At 62.6% G+C, this 23,032-nt stretch carries 16 protein-coding genes and 2 pseudogenes; 5 read left to right on the top strand and 13 right to left on the bottom strand.

Translation table 11 applies throughout. The annotated features are described in order from the left end of the window. Positions 1 to 287 precede the first annotated feature (287 nt). Both GFD25_RS06930 and GFD25_RS06925 read right to left on the bottom strand, forming a co-directional pair. Entirely contained in the window at positions 288 to 1,682 is a 1,395-nt protein-coding gene (locus GFD25_RS06930) for an ISL3 family transposase (protein ID WP_054321422.1), read from the bottom strand. After that, positions 1,669 to 1,902 carry a hypothetical protein gene (locus GFD25_RS06925; protein WP_163231257.1) on the bottom strand — a complete coding sequence of 78 codons (234 nt, stop codon included), beginning with the start codon at positions 1,900 to 1,902 and terminating at the stop codon, positions 1,669 to 1,671. Before GFD25_RS06925 ends, GFD25_RS06930 begins: the two co-directional genes overlap by 14 nt. A 712-nt stretch (positions 1,903 to 2,614) precedes the next feature. Here GFD25_RS06925 and tet(W) point away from each other — a divergent pair. After that, a pseudogene (tet(W), locus tag GFD25_RS06920) lies at positions 2,615 to 4,533 on the top strand (tetracycline resistance ribosomal protection protein Tet(W)). An 81-nt stretch (positions 4,534 to 4,614) separates the two neighbouring features. Further along, positions 4,615 to 4,806: pseudogene (locus GFD25_RS06915) on the top strand (helix-turn-helix domain-containing protein); the annotation flags it as partial. A gap of 26 nt (positions 4,807 to 4,832) precedes the next feature. Here GFD25_RS06915 and nagA read toward each other — a convergent pair. The 3 genes from nagA to lacZ form a co-directional block, all read right to left on the bottom strand. Further along, positions 4,833 to 6,146 carry an N-acetylglucosamine-6-phosphate deacetylase gene (gene nagA / locus GFD25_RS06910; RefSeq protein ID WP_163231255.1) on the bottom strand — a complete coding sequence of 438 codons (1,314 nt, stop codon included), beginning with the start codon at positions 6,144 to 6,146 and terminating at the stop codon, positions 4,833 to 4,835. A 72-nt stretch (positions 6,147 to 6,218) separates the two neighbouring features. Next, positions 6,219 to 7,031, bottom strand: coding sequence for a glucosamine-6-phosphate deaminase (nagB, locus tag GFD25_RS06905; RefSeq protein ID WP_109057771.1), 813 nt, complete (start codon positions 7,029 to 7,031; stop codon positions 6,219 to 6,221). Positions 7,032 to 7,116: 85 nt separating this feature from the next. Further along, positions 7,117 to 10,278, bottom strand: coding sequence for a beta-galactosidase, LacZ type (gene lacZ, locus GFD25_RS06900; RefSeq protein WP_109057772.1), 3,162 nt, complete (start codon positions 10,276 to 10,278; stop codon positions 7,117 to 7,119). Positions 10,279 to 10,639: 361 nt separating this feature from the next. Between lacZ and GFD25_RS06895 the strand changes: the two genes are divergently transcribed. Next, positions 10,640 to 12,121: a glycoside-pentoside-hexuronide (GPH):cation symporter gene (locus GFD25_RS06895; RefSeq protein WP_163231253.1), complete on the top strand. Its 1,482-nt coding sequence runs from the start codon at positions 10,640 to 10,642 to the stop codon at positions 12,119 to 12,121. A 171-nt stretch (positions 12,122 to 12,292) separates the two neighbouring features. On the opposite strand, the gene GFD25_RS06890 is transcribed toward GFD25_RS06895, so the two are convergent. Continuing rightward, complete coding sequence (locus GFD25_RS06890; protein WP_163231250.1) at positions 12,293 to 16,588, bottom strand: LPXTG cell wall anchor domain-containing protein; 4,296 nt, start codon at positions 16,586 to 16,588, stop codon at positions 12,293 to 12,295. Between the two features lie 348 nt (positions 16,589 to 16,936). On the opposite strand from GFD25_RS06890, the gene GFD25_RS06885 reads away from it, so the two are divergent. Both GFD25_RS06885 and GFD25_RS06880 read left to right on the top strand, forming a co-directional pair. Further along, positions 16,937 to 18,424, top strand: coding sequence for an AAA family ATPase (locus tag GFD25_RS06885; RefSeq protein ID WP_163231248.1), 1,488 nt, complete (start codon positions 16,937 to 16,939; stop codon positions 18,422 to 18,424). Beyond that, positions 18,417 to 19,181, top strand: a complete 765-nt coding sequence (locus GFD25_RS06880) for a hypothetical protein (RefSeq protein ID WP_101626211.1) — start codon at positions 18,417 to 18,419, stop codon at positions 19,179 to 19,181. The genes GFD25_RS06885 and GFD25_RS06880 overlap by 8 nt, the downstream gene beginning before the upstream one ends. A gap of 148 nt (positions 19,182 to 19,329) precedes the next feature. On the opposite strand, the gene GFD25_RS06875 is transcribed toward GFD25_RS06880, so the two are convergent. From GFD25_RS06875 to GFD25_RS12020, 7 genes are all read right to left on the bottom strand, one after another. Beyond that, positions 19,330 to 19,653: a hypothetical protein gene (locus GFD25_RS06875; protein WP_101626210.1), complete on the bottom strand. Its 324-nt coding sequence runs from the start codon at positions 19,651 to 19,653 to the stop codon at positions 19,330 to 19,332. 73 nt (positions 19,654 to 19,726) lie between these two features. Continuing rightward, the gene (locus GFD25_RS06870) at positions 19,727 to 20,134 is read right to left on the bottom strand and encodes a transcriptional regulator (RefSeq protein ID WP_101626209.1); all 408 of its coding nucleotides are present in this window, start codon (positions 20,132 to 20,134) and stop codon (positions 19,727 to 19,729) included. Between the two features lie 106 nt (positions 20,135 to 20,240). Continuing rightward, positions 20,241 to 20,480 (bottom strand): hypothetical protein, encoded by a 240-nt coding sequence (locus GFD25_RS12185; protein WP_165781967.1) that lies wholly within the window; start codon positions 20,478 to 20,480, stop codon positions 20,241 to 20,243. A 4-nt stretch (positions 20,481 to 20,484) separates the two neighbouring features. Then, the gene (locus GFD25_RS06865; protein WP_165781966.1) at positions 20,485 to 21,081 is read right to left on the bottom strand and encodes a ParA family protein; all 597 of its coding nucleotides are present in this window, start codon (positions 21,079 to 21,081) and stop codon (positions 20,485 to 20,487) included. Positions 21,082 to 21,124: 43 nt separating this feature from the next. Beyond that, positions 21,125 to 21,652 (bottom strand): WhiB family transcriptional regulator, encoded by a 528-nt coding sequence (locus GFD25_RS06860; protein ID WP_101626208.1) that lies wholly within the window; start codon positions 21,650 to 21,652, stop codon positions 21,125 to 21,127. Beyond that, complete coding sequence (locus tag GFD25_RS06855; protein WP_101626207.1) at positions 21,649 to 22,842, bottom strand: helix-turn-helix domain-containing protein; 1,194 nt, start codon at positions 22,840 to 22,842, stop codon at positions 21,649 to 21,651. Before GFD25_RS06855 ends, GFD25_RS06860 begins: the two co-directional genes overlap by 4 nt. Next, positions 22,839 to 22,994 (bottom strand): hypothetical protein, encoded by a 156-nt coding sequence (locus GFD25_RS12020; RefSeq protein ID WP_164514792.1) that lies wholly within the window; start codon positions 22,992 to 22,994, stop codon positions 22,839 to 22,841. Before GFD25_RS12020 ends, GFD25_RS06855 begins: the two co-directional genes overlap by 4 nt. Between the last annotated feature and the right edge of the window lie 38 nt (positions 22,995 to 23,032).

The raw sequence follows: 23,032 nt of genomic DNA, 5'->3' as shown, positions 1-23,032 counted from the left end.
AGGACCGATACCGTTCGCGCTCATTCCCGATGAGGCACCACCACACCCTACGCGCTCAAAAAACGTGAGGCACGTCGCCCGTTTCCATCAAGGGTGGGCTTCATGGTAAACTCGTCATGCTCAAATGTGAGGTAGGCTTCCGCTGCGCCATAGTCGGCATTTTTGGGTATGTAAAATCTCTGGTTGAATGACGGGTTTCGAAGAACGTTCATCCTCTAAGTTCCAGAAGGAACCGTCTGGTTGAAAATCGTTTGAGACGTGTTTCCGTTTCAACCAGAGATTTACCGTTAGTTGAGTATCTCGCCGGTGGTTTCGTCCACCTCGTATTCAGGTTCGGGGAACGGCTCCCATTCGTCTTCCTCGTTGCTCTCGTCTTCCGCTTCGGTGGTGAACAGCGCGCCTTTGGTGAGGATTCGGGGACCGATGCTTATGCCGCCGCTGTTGATGATGTTGAGGAGGTTGGTCTTTCGGTACAGGCTTCTTCCCCGCAACGTTTCAAAGGAGTATCCGCGTCCTTTCATGTTGGATTCGCGTATGAGTCTGTTGGCGCATTCGGTGTAGCCGTTGCTTATGGCTATGGGGCAGTCCCAGTATTGGAAGATCTGGGTGTAGAAGTTGCGTACCGTTTTGGCGAGGGTTCTGAACGAGTCGAACAATTCGCCTTCGGGAATGTTGTTCTCCCATGTTTGGAACGCTTTCTGGGCGTTGCGTTTCGATGTGGGGTTCTCGTCCCAGATGTCGAAGAAGTCCTCCTTGACGTCGAAGGCCGTGGCGAGGGGCTTGAGCTCGTCGACGCCGCGCAGCAGGCGTATTTTCTCGGCCTCCTCGCCTGTGAGGTCGCGACGTCGGGTTTTGAGCGTGTAGGCAAGTCCGCGCTTGGTTTTGATGCGGTCCTTCTTGGTCATGGTCGTTTGCAGGGACCGTCTCACGGAGTCGACGGCTTCGTTGGCCTTCATGACGACGTGGAAGTGGTCGATGGCCCAGCGTGCGTTCGGCATGGCCGTGGCGATGCTTTTCTCGAATGGCCGATACATGTCCGAGCACACCCACATGACCTTGTCCCTGTCGGGCATGTTCATGAAGTATTCTGTGAGGGTCCTTTGGTTTCGGCCGTTGAGCATGTCGTAGAGCGTGCGGTGTTCGAGGTCGGTGATGACGGTGACCTCTCCGATGCGCTTGATCTTGATCTCGTCGATGCCGAGGAATGCGGGCGTGCGGAACCGCAGCTTCTCGTCATAGTCGCGGATGTATTCCTCGAACACGTTCTTGACGGTCACATGGGTCAACGCGTAGTCGACGGCCACGTCGCGGAACGTGGTGCGCAGGGAACGTTGCGCAATGTCCGCGTAGGCGCGCGAGGTCATCATGCGTTTCTGGTTCACGCCGTCGATGTCGGGCTGCCAGATGTCGTTGCACTGGCTGCAACGCCTTCGGGGAAACTCGATGATCAGGCGGGTTGGTACGCCTCCCATGGGGGTGTCCGCGATTTTGAGCGCGCGTCTGCCGTGGCTGTACGTCTTTCCGCCGCAAACCCCGCAAGCCTCGGGCACCGGACCGCAGTACGCGAGCCGTATGTTCTTGACCCGCTTGCCCTTGTCGATCGTCTCCTCGGTGCCCGTCAGCTCGCAGTCCGCGATGCCGAACAGGTCCTTGACGATGGAACCGGAATCATTGGCTGTCATGATCGCGCTCCATCCGCTTCATATACTCCTGAAGTTTCGGGATGTCGTAGCGTTTTCCGGAACGTAGCTGGTCATAGGCCTGATCGGCGAGGGAGTCGATGGCCTGCGGGTCGTTCATGACCTTCGCGCCGAGTGTGGCCGCTCGCTGCAGCCCCTCGTAGTAGAGCTCGGCGTTGTGCGCGGGGTCGGCGACGGTGCTCGCCGGAGAAATCGTGGCCACAGGCACAAACCCGTTGTTGGGCAATCCGAATGATGACGCTGGTGTTGCAGGCATGATGCCCCGTCCCTGGAATGGACCGCTGCCGAATATGGGCTGCAGCGGCGGCGCTCGCATGTGTGAGGCGTCGTAGTGAGGCCCAGTTTAGTGCGGCTGTGGGGAGTGGGTCGAGTTGTATGACGTGGGCGTAGCGTGGTTGCGACACGCCGGTGGATGTGTTGTGTTTGTTGGGTTTTGTGGGTGTGTGGTTGGGGTGGGTTTGCGTTTTGGTTGGGGTTCGTGTAAGTTATTCATCTTTCTGCTGGTTGGTGAGCGGCTGGGGTTGGTTCCCGGTGTGTTCGCTGGCTGTGTTTGGTGGTTTGAGAACTCAGAAGAAAAATTTCTTTTAGATACTTGTTTTCCTAAAACTGATGTGATATAATAATTCAATTCCAGAAAAGGAGTAAAAAATATGCGGCAAGGTATTCTTAAATAAAACTATAATCAAATAGTGGGAACAAAGGATTATGATAGTCCCTTTTGTAGGAGCTTAGTTTTTTGTACCCAATTTAAGAATACTTTTGCCTTATCAATTTTGACATATCCCCAAAAACAGCACTCACAAACAGGTGTATGCTGTATATGTGTATGTCCGCAAATTATCATCCCCAGTGGTAAAAGTATTTTACTGCTGGGGATTTTATGCCCTTCGGGGCAGTAAAGGGAGGACAATCACATGAAAATAATCAATATTGGAATTCTTGCCCATGTAGACGCTGGAAAGACGACCTTGACGGAGAGCCTGCTATATGCCAGCGGAGCCATTTCAGAACCGGGGAGCGTCGAAAAAGGGACAACGAGGACGGACACCATGTTTTTGGAGCGGCAGCGTGGGATTACCATTCAAGCGGCAGTCACTTCCTTCCAGTGGCACAGATGTAAAGTCAACATTGTGGATACGCCCGGCCACATGGATTTTTTGGCGGAGGTGTACCGCTCTTTGGCTGTTTTAGATGGGGCCATCTTGGTGATCTCCGCTAAAGATGGCGTGCAGGCCCAGACCCGTATTCTGTTCCATGCCCTGCGGAAAATGAACATTCCCACCGTTATCTTTATCAACAAGATCGACCAGGCTGGCGTTGATTTGCAGAGCGTGGTTCAGTCTGTTCGGGATAAGCTCTCCGCCGATATTATCATCAAGCAGACGGTGTCGCTGTCCCCGGAAATAGTCCTGGAGGAAAATACCGACATAGAAGCATGGGATGCGGTCATCGAAAATAACGATAAATTATTGGAAAAGTATATCGCAGGAGAACCAATCAGCCGGGAAAAACTTGTGCGGGAGGAACAGCGGCGGGTTCAAGACGCCTCCCTGTTCCCGGTCTATTATGGCAGCGCCAAAAAGGGCCTTGGCATTCAACCGTTGATGGATGCGGTGACAGGGCTGTTCCAACCGATTGGGGAACAGGGGAGCGCCGCCCTATGCGGCAGCGTTTTCAAGGTGGAGTATACAGATTGCGGCCAGCGGCGTGTCTATCTACGGCTATACAGCGGAACGCTGCGCCTGCGGGATACGGTGGCCCTGGCCGGGAGAGAAAAGCTGAAAATCACAGAGATGCGTATTCCATCCAAAGGGGAAATTGTTCGGACAGACACCGCTTATCCGGGTGAAATTGTTATCCTTCCCAGCGACAGCGTGAGGTTAAACGATGTATTAGGGGACCCAACCCGGCTCCCTCGTAAAAGGTGGCGTGAGGACCCCCTCCCCATGCTGCGGACGTCGATTGCGCCGAAAACGGCAGCGCAAAGAGAACGGCTGCTGGACGCTCTTACGCAACTTGCGGATACTGACCCGCTTTTGCGCTGCGAGGTGGATTCCATCACCCATGAGATCATTCTTTCTTTTTTGGGCCGGGTGCAGTTGGAGGTTGTTTCCGCTTTGCTGTCGGAAAAATACAAGCTTGAAACAGTGGTAAAGGAACCCACCGTCATTTATATGGAGCGGCCGCTCAAAGCAGCCAGCCACACCATCCATATCGAGGTGCCGCCCAACCCGTTTTGGGCATCCATCGGACTGTCTGTTACACCACTCCCGCTTGGCTCCGGTGTACAATACGAGAGCCGGGTTTCGCTGGGATACTTGAACCAGAGTTTTCAAAACGCTGTCAGGGATGGTATCCGTTACGGGCTGGAGCAGGGCTTGTTCGGCTGGAACGTAACGGACTGTAAGATTTGCTTTGAATACGGGCTTTATTACAGTCCGGTCAGCACGCCGGCGGACTTCCGCTCATTGGCCCCGATTGTATTGGAACAGGCATTGAAGGAATCAGGGACGCAACTGCTGGAACCTTATCTCTCCTTCACCCTCTATGCGCCCCGGGAATATCTTTCAGGGCTTATCATGATGCACCGAAATACTGTGCCACCATCGAAACGGTCCAGGTAAAAAAGGATGAAGTTGTCTTTACTGGCGAGATTCCCGCCCGCTGTATACAGGCATACCGTACTGATCTGGCCTTTTACACCAACGGGCAGAGCGTATGCCTTACAGAACTGAAAGGGTATCAGGCCGCTGTCGGCAAGCCAGTCATCCAGCCCCGCCGTCCAAACAGCCGCCTGGACAAGGTGCGCTATATGTTTCAGAAGATAATGTAACGTCTTGCGCAATGCAAGCGTTCATTGCTGGCTATTGCGAAATATCATTGATAAAATCAGTATCAGAGAGGAGAAACTATTTTGAACCAGGAACAGACGAATATTACAACAGGAAAGCAAATACGTCATCTGCGAACACAATTGGGAATGACACAGGAAGAACTAGCCGGGGAATTGAATGTTACCCGGCAGGCACTATCGAATTGGGAGAGAGATGTTAATGAACCCGATTTAAATATGTTGAAAAAAATTTGCTTTCTTTTTGGAGTCAACATGGACGATTTTGCGAAGGAGGTAATTTACTTCACCTGGCGGCCGGCGCACCAGACGTGCTGGGCGGTCCAGTCGGCGGGGTCGAGGAGGTTGAGGTCGGCGGCGTATCCGGGGGCGATGAGGCCGAGCGGAGCGCCGGTGACGGGGTTGACCCGGTCGAATCCGAAGGCGCGTGCCGGGGTGAGGGTGGCGGCCTCGACGGCGGCGACGGGGCTGAAGCCGAGTTCGTTGACCGCGCGCTGGACCGCGACCTCCAGGGTGAGCGTGGAGCCGGCGATGGCGCCGTTGGACACGAGGCGAGCGTGGCCGTCGATGACGTTCACGTCGAGTTCGCCGAGCTTGTACGCGCCGTCGGGGCAGTCGGTGGCGGCCATCGCGTCGGTGACGAACGCGATGCGGTGGGGCGCCAGTCCGAAGCCGAGTTTGACCATCGGGTTCTGGACGTGGAAGCCGTCATTAATCAGCTCGATGGTGACGCGCGGGTCCTCCACGGCGGCCGGGATGGGGCCGGGTTCGCGATGGTGCAGGCCGTTCATCGCGTTGAACATGTGGGTCATGATGCCGGCGCCCGCGTTGAAGCCGGCCTGGGCGGTGGCGTAGTCGGCGTCGCAGTGGCCGACCGCGGGCACCACGCCGGCGGCCGCGAACTGGCGGATGGCGCCGATGCCGTGCTCAAGCTCCGGCGCGATGGTGATCTGGCGGATGCAGCCGATCTTGCCGGCGGCGGGGTCGGCGCCCGAGGCGTCGAGCATGGTTCCCACGAGTTCGGGCACCGGGTCCTTGAGGCAGTTCGGATCGTGCGCGCCCTTGCGTTTCAGGGCGAGGAACGGGCCTTCGAGGTGACAGCCAAGGATGTCGGGGCGGGTGGCCATCTTCTCGCGCACGGTGCGGATGTTGCGGCAGATCACGTCCATCGGGTTGGTGATGAGCGAGAGCACCTGGCGGGTGGTGCCGTGGACCGCGTGGCCGGCGCGGGCCATGTCGATGCCGTCGGGGCCGTCGTCGAAGCTCTTCTCCCAGGCGCCGTGCGAATGGATGTCCACATAACCAGGAGTCAAAATCCGCCCGGCCGCGTCAATAACCGCACCGTCCGATCCCGATGGAGCGGCCGGGTCGATGCCGACCGTGCGGCAGGCATGCTCGAACGCCTCCTCGCCGCTGCCGTCCGCCGTCGCGGCGCCCGTGCCCACGATCACGCCGCGCGCGTCCGAGACCACCCAATATCCGCTTTGCTCGCCGCGGGCATCCACCTTGCGCGCCCCGCGGATCGCGACCGGCTTGGCCTCGCCTTCCAACGCCGCGGTCACGCGCGCGACGATCTCGTTTCTGTCCTGCGTCATGATTTCCTTCCTGTATGCGTTCGGGCTCCTTCTTTGCGGAGAAAGAAGGAGCCCGAACCGTTCGATTGCCGATCAGATGCCCTGCCAGGCCGGCTTGTGGGCGAAGGCGTAGCGGTAGTAGTCCTTGTGGCGCAGGCGGCTGGCGGCCTCCTCGTCGATGATGATCGTGGCGTGCGGGTGCAGCTGCAGCGCGGAGGCCGGGCAGAACGCGCTCACGCCGCCCTCGACGGTCTCCTCGATGGCCTCGGCCTTGCCCGCGCCGAACGCGAGCAGCACGAGGTGGCGGGCCTTGAGGACCGTGCCGATGCCCTGCGTGATGCAGTGGGTCGGCACCTGTTTGATGTCGTTGTCGAAGAAGCGGGCGTTGTCGATGCGGGTCTGCTCGGCCAGGGTCTTCACGCGCGTGCCGGATGCGAGGGAGGAGCCGGGCTCGTTGAAGCCGATGTGGCCGTCGGTGCCGATGCCGAGGATCTGCACGTCGATGCCGCCCGCGGCCTCGATGGCCGCGTCGTAGGCCGGGCCGGCGGCGGCGATCTTGTCGCCGTCCTCGAGCGGGGCGCCGTTCAGCACGTCGCCGGGCACGTGGACCTTGGCAGGGTCGAGGCCCAGGGGCTCGACGACCGTGCGGTGGATGGTGGAGTGGTAGGACTGCGGGTGGTCGAGCGGCAGGCCCAGGTACTCGTCGAGCGCGAAGCCGCGCACCTTGGAGACGTCGATGTGCTCCTCGTGCACGATCTTGGCGAGGGCCTGGTAGGCGGCCAGCGGGCTGGAGCCCGTGGCGAGTCCCAGCACCGCGTCCGGCTTGGCCTTGATGAGGTCCGCCACGCAACGGCCGTAGATCTCGCCGGCCTCCTTCTCGTTCTTGATGATGATCACTTCAGCCATGATTGATTGCCTCTTTTCTGTGGGTGTGTTTTGGGGAATATGCACAGGCGGCGGCATGGTGGTGCATGCCGCCGCCCGTTGCCGGTCAGATGAGTTCGAGGTTCACGTCGAGGGTGAGCGGCCTGCCTGCGGGCAGCTGGTAGGCCGTGTGGACGGGGGCTCCCCAGGAGTCGTCTCCGCCGACGCCCATCTGCGCCGCGAGCAGACGCAGGTAGTTGTGGCGCGGGGCGGGCAGGTCCTCATGGCGGCGCGCGGCTTCGATCATGTAGGTGTTCCATGGCAGCAGGCTGGCCGTGAAGTGACGGTCGCCGCGCTGGCTGACGCGCAATCCGTGGCCTTGGATGTCGGTGGCTTCGAGCCAGCGGACGTCCTCGTGGCTTCCGGTTTCCTGCACCATGAGATACGGCGCCATGCTTGCCTCTGAGGTGGTGTCCCAGATGCCGAGCTTGCCGCCCTGCTTGCGGTCGCGGTAGGTTTCCTCGGGGCCGGGCCCGTAGTAGCGCAGCTGCGTGTATTCGCCGGGCAGTTCCCATTCGACACCGAACGCGGGCAGGCTGGCGGCGTTGGTGACACCGCCGGGGTATTCGACGGTCAGTCGCATGTGCATGTCGGACGTGATGCGGTAGGCGACCGTCACGGGCGTGTGGCCCGGGTCGGCGAGCTCGTACCGGTATTCGGCCGTGAGTCCTCCGTCGTCGGATTGCGTGATGCTCGTATCGGTCACGATGGCGTAGCGGCCGGCCGCGAACCATGCTGCACGGTCGAATCCGGAACGGTTACCGCGGTCGTTGTCGGTCAGAGGGCGGAAGGTGACGAGTTCAGGGCGACGGATGACCATTTCCCGTCCGTCCCGCGTCCAGGAGACGATGCCTCCCTGGGTGCGCGACAGGAGGATTTCCTCGTCGTCGCGGCGGATGCCCGTGTTCCACCGGCCGAGCGTGACCGTCGCGCGGCCGTCGTCGTCATAATCGGTCTCGGTGATGTCCCGTTCGGGGTTGAGGGTGCCGGTAAGCTGGCCGAACGCGAGCTCGTAGCCGGCCGGCGCCCATGCGGTGGATTCGGCGAGCAGGAGATCGACCTCGTAGGTGACCTCGCGCGTGTTCCCGTCCGTGTCGATGTCCGGGAAGGCGATGTCATGGCGTTGGGTGTCTCCGGCGGCCACGTCGAACCGGTAGTCGGCGTGCCAGATCTCGCGCCCGTCTTCGAGGAGCCGTGCGGCGAACACGTAGCCGTCGGTGCCGATGAACAGGTTGCGGTTCTCGATGGTCACGCCGTGCCCGTCGGGGGTGAGCTTGATCGGCGAATACAGCTGCTTGACCTCCTGCGCCTTGGGGCTGGGCGTGCGGTCGGCGAACACGATGCCGTTGCCCACGAATTCGTAGTCGGTCGGCCGGTCGCCCCATTCTCCGCCGACGCTGAGTCGTTCGCTCCCGTCGGGCAGGCGCTGGACGAGCCCCTGGTCGATGTAGTCCCAGATGAACCCGCCGGAGTAGCGCTCGTACTGTTCGAGGTCGATGAACTCGCTCAGGCCGCCGCACGAGTTGCCCATGGCGTGCATGTACTCGCAGCTGACGAACGGCTTGTTCGCCGCGCCACGCTCGTCGCCGTGTTCGAGCCAGTCGCGGATCTCGTCCGGCTTGGCGTACATACGGCTTTCGAAATCGCTGATCCCATCATAGGCGTGGTTCCAATTGACGCCTTCGTAGTGGACGGGACGGCCCGGGTCGAGCCGATGCGCGTGCATGCTCATGGCCTTGAGGACTTCGCCCGCGTAGGATTCGTTGCCCAGCGACCAGACGAGTACGCTGGGATGGTTGCGGTCACGCATGATCATGCTGTCCAGCCGGTCGATGCATGCGCCCAGCCAGGCCTCGTCGTCACCGGGGACGGAGGTGCCCACGGGGATGTCGCCGGGGCTGTTCCAGCTGCCGTGGGTCTCCAGGTTGGTCTCGTCGATCAGATAGATGCCGTATTCGTCGCACAGCTCGTACCAGCGTGACTGGTTCGGGTAGTGCGAGGTGCGCACCGCGTTGATGTTGTGGCGCTTCATGAAGCGGATGTCCCACAGCATGTCCTCTTCGGTGACGGCACGGCCGCGCCGGCAGTCGAACTCGTGGCGGTCCACGCCGCGGAACACGAGGCGCTTGCCGTTGAGCTTGAGGATGCCGTCCTCGATGGCCACATGCCGGAAGCCGATGCGGGTGCGCGCGGTCTCCAGAACCTTGCCGTCCGCGTCGAGCAGGGTGACGGACAGTTCGTACAGGTCCGGGCGTTCGGCGCTCCAGGGTGCGGCGTCGTCGATCTCGGCTTCGGCGTGCAGCGTTCCGGCCGCTTCCGTGGCGGTGCGCCAGACGATGGTGCCGTTCTTGTCTCGCAGCGCGAGGTCGGCCGTCGCGGCGTTCGTGGCGCCGTCGATCAGCACGTCCAGCGAGAGCGATCCGATCGACGTGGCAGGCTCCCAATCGGCTTCGGCGTGGATGTCGGAGACGTGGGCGGCGGGTCTCGCGTTGAGCTCGACGGAGCGGAACAGGCCGTGCAGCCGCCAGAAGTCCTGGTCCTCCAGCCAGCTCGCGCTCGAATACTCGTAGCAGGCGACCGCCAGCACGTTGCCGTCCTTCCTGACGGCGTCCGTCACGTCGAACTCGCTGGGCGTGAAGGAGTCCTCGGCGTAGCCGACGAACGCGCCGTTGAGCCACACGTAGATGGCGGTGGCCGCGCCCTGGAAGGTGAGCGTCACCGTGCGGCCCTCGCGGATGGCCTGGGCGACCGCGCCCTCCGCGGCGAACTTGCGTCGGTAGACCGCCACATGGCCATGCTCGGGGATGGCCGGGGCCTTTGGGTCCTCGTGGCCGTCCCACGGGTACTGCACGTTCACATACTGCGGGTCTAGCAGTCCCGCGGTCTCCAGATGCGAGGGCACCCGCACGCGGGGGAACGACGAGTCGTCGAAGCCCGGCGCGGCGAACAGCGGCGACACGTCGCTGATCCAATCCGGTCCGTCGCTCGTCCCGTCGGGGAAGCTGTTCGCCGGCGCCGTCTCGACGCGGACCCGCCATTCGCCGTCAAGGCTCTGCGTGAGATCCGTGCCCTCGCCGCCGGAGGGGGCGTGCGACCAGCACGTATGGTCGGAATGGGCGTCGAGCCGGTGGACCGCGTACACGCGCGGGTCGGCGAGCCATGCCGTCGTCGGCATGGACGGGGAGACGATCGGATCGCCGTTCTTCCGCTGATCGTCGGTTGTGTTCATGATGTCCTCGCTTTCGCATCGGATTGCGTCGCGTCGTTGCCGCCGCAGTGCGGGAGCCTTCGAATGTGACTCCTTGCACAACGATGATAAAGATATTTACTAATTTACGCAACTTCTTGCGCATGCCTCGACGGCGACTGCGAGAACCTGTGCAAATCTATTGATTGCAACGATAATTCGGCTGCTGCGATGTCTTTTCCCTGCGCGTCGCGTCGAATCGACGAATGCGATTCGTTGGCATTGCTTGCGACACGCGGTAAAGTTTTTTACTTTTTTGAGAAAGTTCTATACTCGCGTCTTGCGGGATCGGAGCTGTTCCCGCGCACGGATTCTTTACAGGTCGCAAGGAGGCCACCACACCATGAGCGGATCCACCACACAGCGCACGGCGACGCCCGGACAGCCGCAGGCAGCGCCCGCGAGGAACATGGGACAGAAGATCGCATACGCGTTCGGCAATCTGGGACAGGCCGCGTTCTACAACACGATGAGCACGTTCTTCATCACGTTCGTGACCACCGCGCTGTTCGTCGACGTGGACAAGACGCTGGCCGCGCGCCTCATCGCGGTGATCACCGGACTCGTGGTGGTCATCCGCATCGCGGAGATCTTCCTCGACCCGCTGCTCGGCAACCTCGTGGACAACACGAACACCCGCTGGGGCCGGTTCCGCCCCTGGCAGTTCATCGGCGGACTCGTGCCCGGCATCCTGCTGATCATGGTGTTCACCGGCCTGTTCGGCCTCGTGGACGTGAACACCGGCGTGTTCATGGTCCTGTTCGTCATCGTGTTCATCCTGCTGGACGTGATCTACTCGCTGCGCGACATCTCCTACTGGGGCATGATCCCCGCGATCTCCTCCGACTCGCACGAACGCAGCACGTACACCGCGCTCGGCGCGTTCACCGGATCCATCGGCTACAACGGCGTCACCGTCATCGTCGTGCCCGTCGTCAGCTGGTTCACCTGGAAGTTCACCGGCCAATGGGAGCAGGGCCGCACCGGCTGGGCCGCGTTCGCCATCATCATCGCCGTGCTCGGCCTGCTGACCGCGTGGAGCGTCGCGTTCGGCACCCGCGAGAACCAGGGCGAGCTGCGCGCCAAGGCCGAGGCCAACGGCAACCCCATCGAGGCGTTCAAGGCCATCGCCCAGAACGACCAGCTCCTGTGGGTCGCCCTGAGCTACCTGCTGTACTCCGTGGCCAACGTCGCCACCACCGGCGTGCTCTTCTACCAGTTCAAATACGTGCTCGGCGCGCCGGACAGCTTCTCCATCGCCGGCGTCATCCCGGTCATCACCGGACTGGTCACCACGCCCCTCTACCCGGTGCTCAACCGCCGCATCCCGCGCCGCTGGCTGTACACCGCCGGCATGGCGTTCATGATCGCCGGCTACACGCTGTTCATCATCGCGCCCATGAACCTGCCCGTCGTCATCGTCGCGCTCGTCCTCTTCTACCTGCCCGCGCAGACCATCCAGATGACCGCCATCCTGAGCATGACCGACTCCATCGAATACGGACAGCTCAAGACCGGCAAGCGCAACGAGGCCGTCACCCTCTCCGTGCGCCCGATGCTCGACAAGATCGCCGGCGCCCTGTCCAACGGCATCGTGGGCTTCGTGGCCGTCGCCGCCGGCATGGTCGGCAACGCCACCGCCGCCGACATGACCGCCGCGAACATCCGCACGTTCAAGACCTGCGCCTACTACCTGCCGCTCGCCGGCATCGTCGCCAGCCTCGTCGTCTTCCTCCTGACCGTCAAGATCGACGAGAACATGCACGATCACATCGTCGAACAGCTCGAAGAACGACTCGCCTCCGAGGAACCCGACAAGCAGTAAGTAATCAAGGCAGCAAGGGAACGGCCCGGCGCTAACGGTTTGAACCGTTGGCGCCGGGCCGTTGCCATGCCCGCCGGGGAGAGAAGAAGGAAGAGAACCGGCGGGGTTCCGGCCGGATTGTCGTCCGGCCGGAAGAATCATCGCGGCAGAGAGCGGTCCCTGCCGCTTCGGTCAGACCACGGATTGCCCGCCGGGAACCGGATCGGCGGTTTCGACGGCATCCGCGTCGGCGTCCTCGGCATCGACGGGTTGCATCGTGCCGGAGTGACGGCCGGCGGCGTTGTTCCCGCGCCTGAACCTGCGGGCGGCGACCAGTCCCACGCCGACGGCGAGCAGGGTGATCGCCGCGGCGATCACGCCCTGGATGGCGGCGCCGGTGTGGGCGAGCCCGGTCCGGTAGCCGTTCCAGTCGTCGGTGTTGCTGACCACCTCGGTGTCGGGGCAGACGAGCCTGCCGTCGATCGTGACCGCGTCATCAGGTGCGGACGTCTCGTCCTTGCCGTCGAACGGATCCGGGTCGGAGACGACGCATTCGATCAGAGGCGTGCCGGTGACCGTGGCGCGGTCGGTGTGATGGTCGGTCACGCCCTTGAGGACGCCCTTGACCTCGACGCTCTCGCCGGGCTTGAGGATGCGGCTGTCCCAATCGGCGGGGTATTCGAGATCGGTCACCCGGCCGTCGCCGGCGACCAGTTGGTCCTTGAGGTTCAGGTCCTTGGTTCGGTACCATGCGCCCTGCTTGGTGTCGGGGTCGGTGGTGCTGGTGTTGGTGATGGTGAACACGATGCGCGTGTCGCCCTGCATGGCCAGCGCGTCCTTGACCTGGTCGCGGTCGCCGGCCGGCCAGCCGGAGGCCTCGTCCCATTTCTCGATCTTCAGGCTCGGGGTCATGTCGGGCGTGTGCGTCTCGACCTGGTTGGAAGGCCGTTTGGTGCCGTTGAGGGTTTCGTCGAACCGGTTGGCGATGTGTTCGCCGGTCTTGACGCGCTTGCACTGGATGAACGCGGTCCATGCCTGCTCGCTTTCGTCGTTGCCGCTGACGAGGTCGAGCATGCGCTGGGTCGCGGTAACGGTGACCACGCCCTTGTCGTCCTGCGCGAGGGTGAACAGTTCGCCGCCGTATGCGCCGGCGTCGAAGCCGCTGCCGGCGATCTTCATGCCTTTATGGGCGATCACCTTGCCCTGTTCGGTCAGGTCGCGCATGGCGTACACGGCCCATTGGCCGGTGTACTGGTCGTGCTCGGTGTCGAGCGGGTCGGCGATGCTCCAGTCGGTGACCTTCTGGTAGGCGCGGTGCGCGGGCAGCACGGAGCTGTCGAGACGGTAGAGGAACAGGCTGTTGAGGTACACGCTCCGCTTGTCGATGGATTCGCCGTCCACCTTCACGACCACGTCCTTGGACGGGTTGACGGGTTTGAGGGGGTTGGCGACCTCGTTGGTGTCCTTGCGGGTGTCGTTGACGACCTGCGTGGCCTTGTTCTTCACGATATGTCCGTCGGTGACCTTGATGACGGTCATCGGCAGGATCACCTTGTAGCTCGTGCCCAGCATCGACTGGTCGATGGCCGGCTCCTTCAACGGGTCGTGGTCCTTCTTTTCGGCGTATTCCTTGAGGTTCTTGGGCTGGGGGTCGCCCTTGATGGTCTCGCCGGTGGCCGGCACCTTCGTGTCCGCGGTCTTGGCGTACACGTAGGCGACGCCGTCGATCGCCGCGATGTTGAACTTCGCGGTCACGTCCTTGCCGGTCGCGGTATCGGTGACCTCGATGCGCTTGGCGTCAAGGGAGAGGTATTCGTCGTCCCAGTCGTCGGTCATGCCGAGCCTCCAGACCTTGTAGGCCTGGTTGGTCTGCTTGGCGTCGATGGTCACGCGGTAGTAGATCCGGTCGCCCAGCAGAGCGGTCTTGCCGTCGATGCTGATGGACGGGTCGGCCTGGGTGTCCTTCTTCACCGGCGTGAAGTCGGGAGGCTCGTTCCACACCCTGTTGCTCGGGGTGACCATGTTGTTCAGTGTCAATGCCCACTGGTTGCCGATCTTGGTGTCCGTGGGCGCGTCCTTGGCGACCGTGCCCTCGAAGCGGACGATGATGCGCGGGTTCGCGCCGTTGCGCCAGTTGGTCTTTACGTACCCGTCGGAGAACACGAGGCGCACCGCGTGCTGCGAGTCGTTCCACTGGGTCTCGTACTCGGTTTTCGGGATGAACCTGCCGGTGGACAGGTCGGTGACCTCCAGGGTCTGCTTGTCCACTTCAAGATGTTCGTCGTAGGTGTCGGTGACCGCCACCTCGCTGACGGAGTACGCGAGATTGCCGGGCAGGTGGGGCTGCGTCTCCAGACGGTATTCCACGCGCTGGCCCGGGTAGACGACCCTGCCGTCCACGGACGCCTGGTCGCCTCCCTGCGAGGATTCGCCGACCACGTCCTTGACGACGGGCGGTATGTAGCCGCAGATCTTCGGTTCGTTCGTGGGGATGGTGTGCGTGTTGACGGTCTGGGATCCCTTGTTCGTCAGCGCCTTGCCGTCCGGCGTGGTGCAGAACGACAGTTCGTCGCTCGACTGCTTGCCGAAGTCGTCGCGCACCTGGCCCGCGCCCTTGCCGTTGGCATAGGACGCCTTGCCGGGAATGAGCAGCGTGACCTGCTTCGCGGTCTTCAGCCCCTTCAATCCATCACGGTAGGTCTGGCCTGCGGTGGCGGTCACCGTGGTGCCTTCCATCGTGATCGTCCACTGGTCGGTGACGTCCCTGCCGTGGTTGGCGATGTCGGTGACGCTGGATTCGCGATCGGTGCCGGCATCAGCCTCGTACACCTTGATCTTCGACTTGTCGTCGGCGTCGAACAGGTAGTCGGCGGCCGACCAGTCGTCCGTGAGCGTCAGAGCCTCCGGGGCTTGGATGAGGTTTTTGGCGATGGTGCCGTTGACCACCGAGGCGACCCGGTCCCCGTCCAGAAGCGTCATATCGTCGGCGCCGGTCTGGTTGGTCTCCTTCGGATCGATGACCGCCTCCCACTGGCCCTTCGCGTTCAGGCGGATCCAGCTCTTGTCGGGATTCGGCCGCCACGTATCGAACTGTTTCGTTCCGGCGTCGGCCTCGGGCTCGTGGTTCCACTGGCCCCACGCATGGTCCCTGACCTGCTGGAAATCGGAGGGCTTCGACACGGTCACGTCGAAGCTGAATTCGTAGACATGGTCCATGGGCATCTCGCCCTTGTCCGCCGAACGAGCGGCCGACACCGTGTTCGACGCCTTGTCCCAGTTGATCTCGAACTCGCCGGAAACGTCGCGGTTGCCGTCGGTCCTGTCGATGAGCCTGTAGTTGTCCACGGAGTATTCGACGCCGTTGGGTTCGATCACATCGCGGAAACGCATCTCGTAGCCGCCACGGCCGGTGCCGTACGTGATGGTGGTGCGGTTCGTCATCCGGTCGGCGCTCACGCCGTCCTCGATTTTCTTGACCGGGGGCTCGGGCGGCACCGAGCTCACCTTCCAGGATTCGGCCGGATCGCGGTCCGCGGTGTCCACGGCCGCCTGCATGCGGCCCTGCTTGGGCACCTGAATGTCGATCCAGTACGAGCCCTCGGCCCAGTATTTCATGCCGAAATCCTTCGGCGAGGCGAGATTGTCGAGCTGGGTGTCTCCATTGCTGGAGAAGCTAATCGGCTTGCTCACGCTCTTCGCGGGCATGTAGGGGCCGTTCTCGTAATGGATGATCGCGGTGCCGTTCAACGTCTCCTTGATCGCGGAACCGCCGTTGTCTGCGTGGATGACGTCGCCGATCGGGTCGGTGGAGCCGACCTGCATGTCGGTCTTCTGCTTGTGGCTGGTGGTCACGTTCAGCTTGTAATCGACCGGTGGCTGGTTCTGCGCCAGCACGATCACGCGGAACGAGGCGTTCGGGTTGGAGTTGATCGACTCCTGTGCCAGCGAGTCAACGCTGCGCGTGCCGAGCTTGTCCTTCCACGTGGTCGAGGTCGAGTACTTCTGTCCCTGATACGTGTAGTCGCCCTTCGCCTCGGCCTTCCACTGCGCCTCCCAACGGTTCTTCGCGTTCGAGCTCACGTAGCTGCCGTTGAACGAACCATCCGCCAAGCGCACGTAGCCCACCGCCACCAGACGGCAGTCCGCGTTCCCCTCACCCGTATAGGAGCGTTGGCACTCATCGATCGCGTCGCTCAAAGTCTTGTTCATGTTCACGAACTGGTTCTGCCCGTTCGCCAGATCGGACGACAGACGCACCTTCGCATCACTCAACGCCGTCTTCATGCCATCCAGCGTGGCCGGCCACGAATCCTTGTAGATCCAATGCACATCGGCCGTCTGCGTCGGACCACCGCCCGAACCGCCGCCATCCTCGCCGGAACCACCGCCACCGTTATCGGCCAACGCGACCGGAACCAGACAGGCCAGCAACGCCGCGGCGGCAGTGATCGACGCCACCGCGCCGGTGCCTTTCTTCCCGAACCTCATACGAAATCCTTTCCCACATGCGATCACAAGCCCCTCTCCGGGAAAGGGGGGAGACGGGGACTCCAGAACCCGCCTCCTCCCGGGTCCCTGGAAGAAAAGCACGCCCGCAAGCCCGACGGCCGGCCGTCGGACCCCGAACGCACCATCAGCATCACCCTGCTCCAGGTGGTCTTGCGGCGGACAGACGTTGTCCCGGTCGAACCACCTCATCGTGGATCTGGGCTGTTGTGTCGCTCAGGTTATGATCTGATTGCGAAACGCGGCGGTATGCACACAGGTTACGCTGTATAATAGTCATGTATTTCAATTAAAAATTGATTATTGTGAGTTTTAGAGAATGGCAATGCGATGATTCGTTTGAAAAGACTTGTTCTGGACGACATGAGGAACATATCGCATGGCGTCCTGGATTTCGATGATCTGCCCACCGGCGGCAGCGTCACGGGTATTTACGGACAGAACGGGTCCGGCAAGACCACCGTCATCGACGCCATCGGGATACTGCGCGCGCTGTTGTCCGGGAATATGCTGCCGGATACCGCCGGTGATGTCGTCAGCGCCAGCGCCGGTTCGGCGACCGTGACGGCGACGTTCCTCGTCGGCGATAAGCAGAAGCCGAGCTATCTTGAGTACAGGGTGTCCATGCGCAAGGCGAACCCGGATTCGACGCGGGCGCGCGTCGTCGCCGAATCGGTGCGCATCGGCGACGATCCCTCGCGCTTGGGCCGTGAGGTGTTGGGGCATCGGATGGAGGATTCCGAGGCGGACGGGTTCGTGTCGACCCCGGTCTACGTGTGGCGTTCCATCGAGGCGGTCGCTTCGGTGAAGACCGTGGTCTCGCGCACCGCGGACCGCGCGTACATGGAGGGGCGTTCGTTCCTGTTCTCCCGGTGCGCCACGCTCGACGACCGGCCGGACGCCGAGTTCCTGATCGACTGGGCTGTGGCCCGCGTGCGGGAGGCGAACGGCGTGTCCTCCAGATCGTTGACGTACATCAACGAACGCTTCGGCGAGTTCGTTCGCCTGCGCGAGGCCCTGTGCGGCTATGCGACCAACGACATCTTCGTGTCCACCACCCGTCGTGGCTCCTACGCCGCGTTCGCGATCATCCCGATCATGGAGGAGAACCCGGAAGGTCGCAACACGGAGTTCGCGTTCGACCTGCTGCAGCCCAATCCATTGACCCCCGGCCAGGCGAAGCGGCTCGGGCAGACCGTGGAGTCCTTCGACCGCATCCTGCCCACCATCGTGCCCGGCCTGCACGTCCTGTTGAAGACCGGCACCGCGCCTTCCGGCAAGGACGGCGAGGACCGGGTCACCGCGGAGCTGTTCTCGCGTCGAGGCGATGTCACGGTGCCCTTCCGCTGCGAGAGCGAGGGCATCATACGTATCACCGCGCTGCTCGGCTATCTCAAGCACGCATACAACGACGAGAACGCGCTGGTCGCCGTGGACGAGTTCGACTCCGGCGTGTTCGAGCTACTGCTCGGCGACATGCTGAGCCAGCTGGCGGACGGGTGCGCGGGACAACTGGTGTTCACCGCCCATAACCTGCGGGCATTGGAGGTGCTGCCGAACAGCTGCATCCGCACGACGGTGACCGATCCCAAGAATCGGTTCGCGACCATCCCGCGCAAGTCCTCCACAAACAACCAGCGCAAACGGTACCTGACGGCCAGCGAACTCGGATGGAGCGGTCCCGACATCTACGATTCGCCCATCCCGCGCATGTTCGGCAACAGCCTCTACGCCGCCGGCCACCCCGACGAGGACGACGACATCGACGACGATCTGGCAGCACTCAACGCCGTCGGAACGGAGGCGAACCGTGGCTAAACGCAAGATCGTCCTGCTGGTCGTGGAGGGCGCAAGTGACGCCAGCCTGCTCGTGCCGGCGTTCTCGGCGTTGATCGAGAACCGCCTGTTCCAAGGTCAGGAATTCCATTGCGACGTGCTGACCGCGCCGAATCACCGTGAGGAATTCCACCGGCGCAACGGGTTCTATCCCGCGGACAAACCCTCGCAAACGGTGCGCGAACTCGTCGAGTATTATCTCAAGGACCATGATCGCACATGGGGCCAGCTCGGTCATGTCATCCAGATCTGCGACCTCGACGGGGCGTTCACGCCCGACGACCAAGTGCGGGAGGACCCGTCAGCGGAAGAAACCCTGTATTCGACGACCGACATCATCACCACGAACCGCGACGCTCTGATCGCAGACCGGACGACCAAGCGAAACGGCGTGGACTCCCTGCTCAAACTCGACGGATTCAGGAAGAAGCAGGGCGGCCGCACCGTCTTGATTCCATACCGTCTGTTCTATGTCAGCCGCAACCTCGAACACGCCTTCCGCGGTAGGACCGACAATCTGGACGCGCAGCACAAGCAGAGCGGCGCCATCAAACTGGCCGACCGCTTCACGCAGAACCCGAACCTGTTCTCGACGACCCTTCAATCCCTGCGACGCATACATGGCAACCCGGCCACTTGGGAGGAATCCTGGCAATACGCCATGCAGGACTTCCACTCGCTCGAACGTGGCAGCAACCTCGCATTCGTGGAACCATACCTAGCAGGCGAACTACAATAGGTCATCAGCCGCCAGAAAGAGTTTTAGGAACGCATTTGGCGGCCCTAAAACTCTCTGGCTTGCGGATATGAATCGTGATTGCGGACCTATGTCTGGCCGTCATCGCACAGCATGGAATTTGTCCATGATATGCGATGACGCACTCGTTTTAGCTGCGGCCGATACGGGTGATGGCATAAACGACGAAGGCTCCAATGATGGCAATGGACGCAAGGATGGCGAGCTTGGTTTCGCGGCGTTCCTTGGCTGCCATGTCGGCCTGTCGGTTGGCCAGGGCTTCGGCTTCGGCGGCGACGCCGCTGGCGGCGATGGCAGCGATATGCGCGCTCATCTGGTCTTCGAGAGTGGAATCTCCGCTCGTGCCGTCGAAGGGCGCTTCGTCTTCGTTGTGGCTGTCGTTCATGGTTCTGCTCCGTTCCTGATTGTTGGATTGTTTGCTTTCCTGCTTGTTGGCTTGCTTGATTGCTTGCATGTTCGCTTGCCTGTATGCAAGCAAGTTTGATTGTTGGATTGTTTGATTGTCTGCATGTGGGCTTGTCTGCTTGTCAGCTTTCGTTTTGCCCGGCGAGGATGGACATGCGTGCGGCGATGAGCGCGTGGCGCGCGATCGCCAGGTAGAGCTGGTGTCCCTCGCCGTCGTTCCAGAACCGGTCGAACTGTTCGGTCGGCATCATGCTGGCGGGGTCGAACCCGTTCCACACGCCGCCGCAGAACACCTTCGCCGCCGCGTTCACCTCCTCGTCGGACGGCATGCCCGGATGCCCCTCGGCGGCGTCCGCGGCCGCGCGCATCTGCGCGCCGAACACGCGGGCCTGCAACGGCGAGAGCGTGTACGCCATTCCCGCCGTGGAGCCCGCGGGGAATCCCGTGTTCACGCCGAGGGTGATGACGTGAGCCTCCTCTCCGATGCTGATCCGGTCGCCGAGCACGGAGACCTCCATCGAATAGTCCATAGTGTCTCCTTTCCGCAGACGCATCGGCTTTCGGGATCGCGTCCGCATGTTTGACTGCCTGAATGTTTGGGTGCTGACTTGTTGGATTGCTTGATTGTCTGACGGGTTATGGCTCATCGTCGCCGTCGAGCCGGTCGAGCTCGCGTTCGATGGCGTCGCGCAGGAGCTGCTGCATGGGCAGTCCGTGCGCGGCGGCCGTGGTCTTGAGCCGGGTCTTGAGCGACACGGGTATGCGCAATGAAAGCATGACCAGCGGTTCGCCCGTGGTCTTGGAGGTCTTGCTCTGCTGACGCAGCACGTCGTCGAACGGCACCGGCCGTGCCAGTGGCTGGTAGTTGCCCTGCATGGTCTCACTCCTGCTTTCCGGCGATCTGCTGGAGTTCGGTGACGAGGTCCCGGTATTCGCCCAGCTGGTGCGGGTTGGTGCCGAGCGAACGCTTGTAGTACTGGGCCTTCGGCACGATCGTGTCGAACCGGGGCGTGTCCATGGCGTTGAGTGCGTCCATGGTGTCGCGGAACGCCTTCGTGTTGCGTTCGGCCTTGACCAGCAGCAGCGCGGCTGGCGTGCTCATCCTGGCCATGTCGAGGGTGCTCCATGCCTGCTGGAGGTCCATGGGCGAGTCCGACGCCGGCACGATCACGAAATCGGCGGCCTTGATGGCCATGTCCAGGGTCGGCCCCTGCGGCGGCGCGTCGATGATCGCCCATTCGTCCGGGTCCGCTCCCGCGGCGAGCTGACGGAGCGTGGCCTGGTTGGCCGGAAGCACGTCGAACGTCAGCGGGTCCGCGGTCTGTTCAGCGGCGGCGGCCCACAGGCTCGCGCTAGACTGCGGGTCCGCGTCGTACACGACGGCACTGCCGCCCCTGGAAACGATGACCGAGGCGATGTAGATGCTGGACGTGGTCTTCGCGACCCCGCCCTTGGCGTTGGCTATGGCGATGCGCATTCGTTCTTCTCCTTTGCGACTGCCGGCGATCACGCGAACCTGATCAGTCGGACGCCTGATTGTCTGCTTGTCTGATTGCTTGGATTCCTGCTTGTTTGAATGTTTGATTGCCTGACGGCTCATGCGGGTCGGGGCAATCGGCCGTCCTGCCCCGTGCGCGCAGGCGTCGTTGCTGGCGTTCGGCGCTGGCCTCGTCGGTGGCTTCGTCGAACACGTTCCGATGGGCGCGTATCCAGTCCGTGAGCAGCCGCCAGCGTTGCGGCCACGGCAGGCCGCGGTCCCGGCAAGGGACTCCGTCGGCTTCGGCCATGCGCGCGATCCTGCGCCGGTCGGTGCACACCTTGCCGCCGTACACGCCCCATTCGAGTCCGCCGCTGGCCGCGTAGGCCAGGCATTCGGCGCGTACCGGGCATCGTTCGCACACGGCCTTGGCGACCGAGTGGAACGCCTTCGCGTCGCCGGGACGGTGCTCGAACTCCAGCGACCACAGGTAGTCGGACCATGGTTGCGGGAAGTCGCGGCATTCGCCGGCCTTCTTCCACGCCTCAAGACGCTGCCCGTCCCCGCTCATGGCCGCACCGCCTCCGCCGGCGCAACGGCTTTCGCCTTGCGGCGCCCGGCGACGTCGTGGGTGGCGTGGTTGCGTTTGTCGTACGCGCATACCGGGCACGCCTCCTGCGAGATGGCGCCTTCGATGTGTTCCTGACACAGCGAGGTGCGCAGCAGCGCCGCCCCGTAGATCGGCACGCGGCTTGCGGACGACGAGCTGACCGGTATCGCCCGGTTGGGGTCCTTGACGACCGGCAGCGGGGCGTCTGGCGCCCGCTTTCCCGTCGGATCGGGATGGGTGAGCATTTCCAGTCGCAGCTGCACGTAGTTCGCGGCGAACCTGGCGCCGCTGGTGAGCCGGGGAAGCCAGTAGCGGTTGCGGTACGCCCAGTCCATCGTCGCGACGATCTCGCCGTACGGGCGATCGATCAGCAGCGAGTGGACGGCCTTGCGGTCGGCCATGGTCGCCGGAACGTCGAACCTCTGGTCCACGGCGAGCATGCGCCGGCGGATGCCGTCGAGCACGCGCACCTCCTGGCCGGCGCGTTCCGTGACCGGCTCGGGCAGCTTGCCGGGTTCGGGCACCCATAGCGGGTTCCTGCAGCCCTTGGGAGGCAGGGCCTTGCCCCAATCGGTCGCCGGAACGGGTTCGGTCTTCGTGGGGGCTTGTTCGGCGTTGAGGGGAGCATCCCCGAAGGGGATGAGGGGAGAATTGTTTATCACTTGTCTATTGGGTGACTTTCTGTCCAAGATTCCGGGACAATTTGTCCTCGGCTCCACGCCCTTCGGTTCGGGTGACAATCCGTCGGGTGACAAATTGTCCTTGTCTGGATTCGATTTGCCGTCGCCTTCCGCCAGCGCGTCCAGGTTCCGGGGCTTCTCCTCGATGTTCTCGGCGGCGTGGTCGCCGTCCATGACGACGTCCCACACGCGCGAGCGGTGTCCCTTGGCGATCGGCTTGCGCGTGCGCGGGTTGCGCGCCGACATCTCCTGGTCGCCGGGCCTGATGTAGCCCTTGCGCTCCAACTCCTGCAACGAACGGATCACGGTGCGCTCACAGCACCCGCAGTTGAACGCGATGGTCTCCACGCTCGGCCACGCGGCGGCGCCATCGTCGTAGTAGGCGCGGCGGGCCAGATACACCAGCACGAACTTGGTGATGCCCTTGACGTCGTCGCGCTCCCATGCCCAGTTCTCGGCTCTGCTGCTCATCGTTCGACCTTCCCGCCGTCATGCTCCGGGTCCGCTTCGCGGCGTTCGCGCAGCCTCGCGCCGATGTCGTCGCCCAGACGGGCGGCGCGGCACAACGCATACGAGAGAACGCCGCCGGACACGCACACGGCGGCAACGACCAGCCACCACATGGTTCGGCCGGTATCGGGGAAACGGTCCGCGGACGCGC

It is taken from the genome of Bifidobacterium aerophilum, assembly GCF_010667685.1.
GTDB lineage: Bacteria > Actinomycetota > Actinomycetes > Actinomycetales > Bifidobacteriaceae > Bifidobacterium > Bifidobacterium aerophilum.
This window is presented reverse-complemented; position numbering and strand designations above follow the sequence as displayed.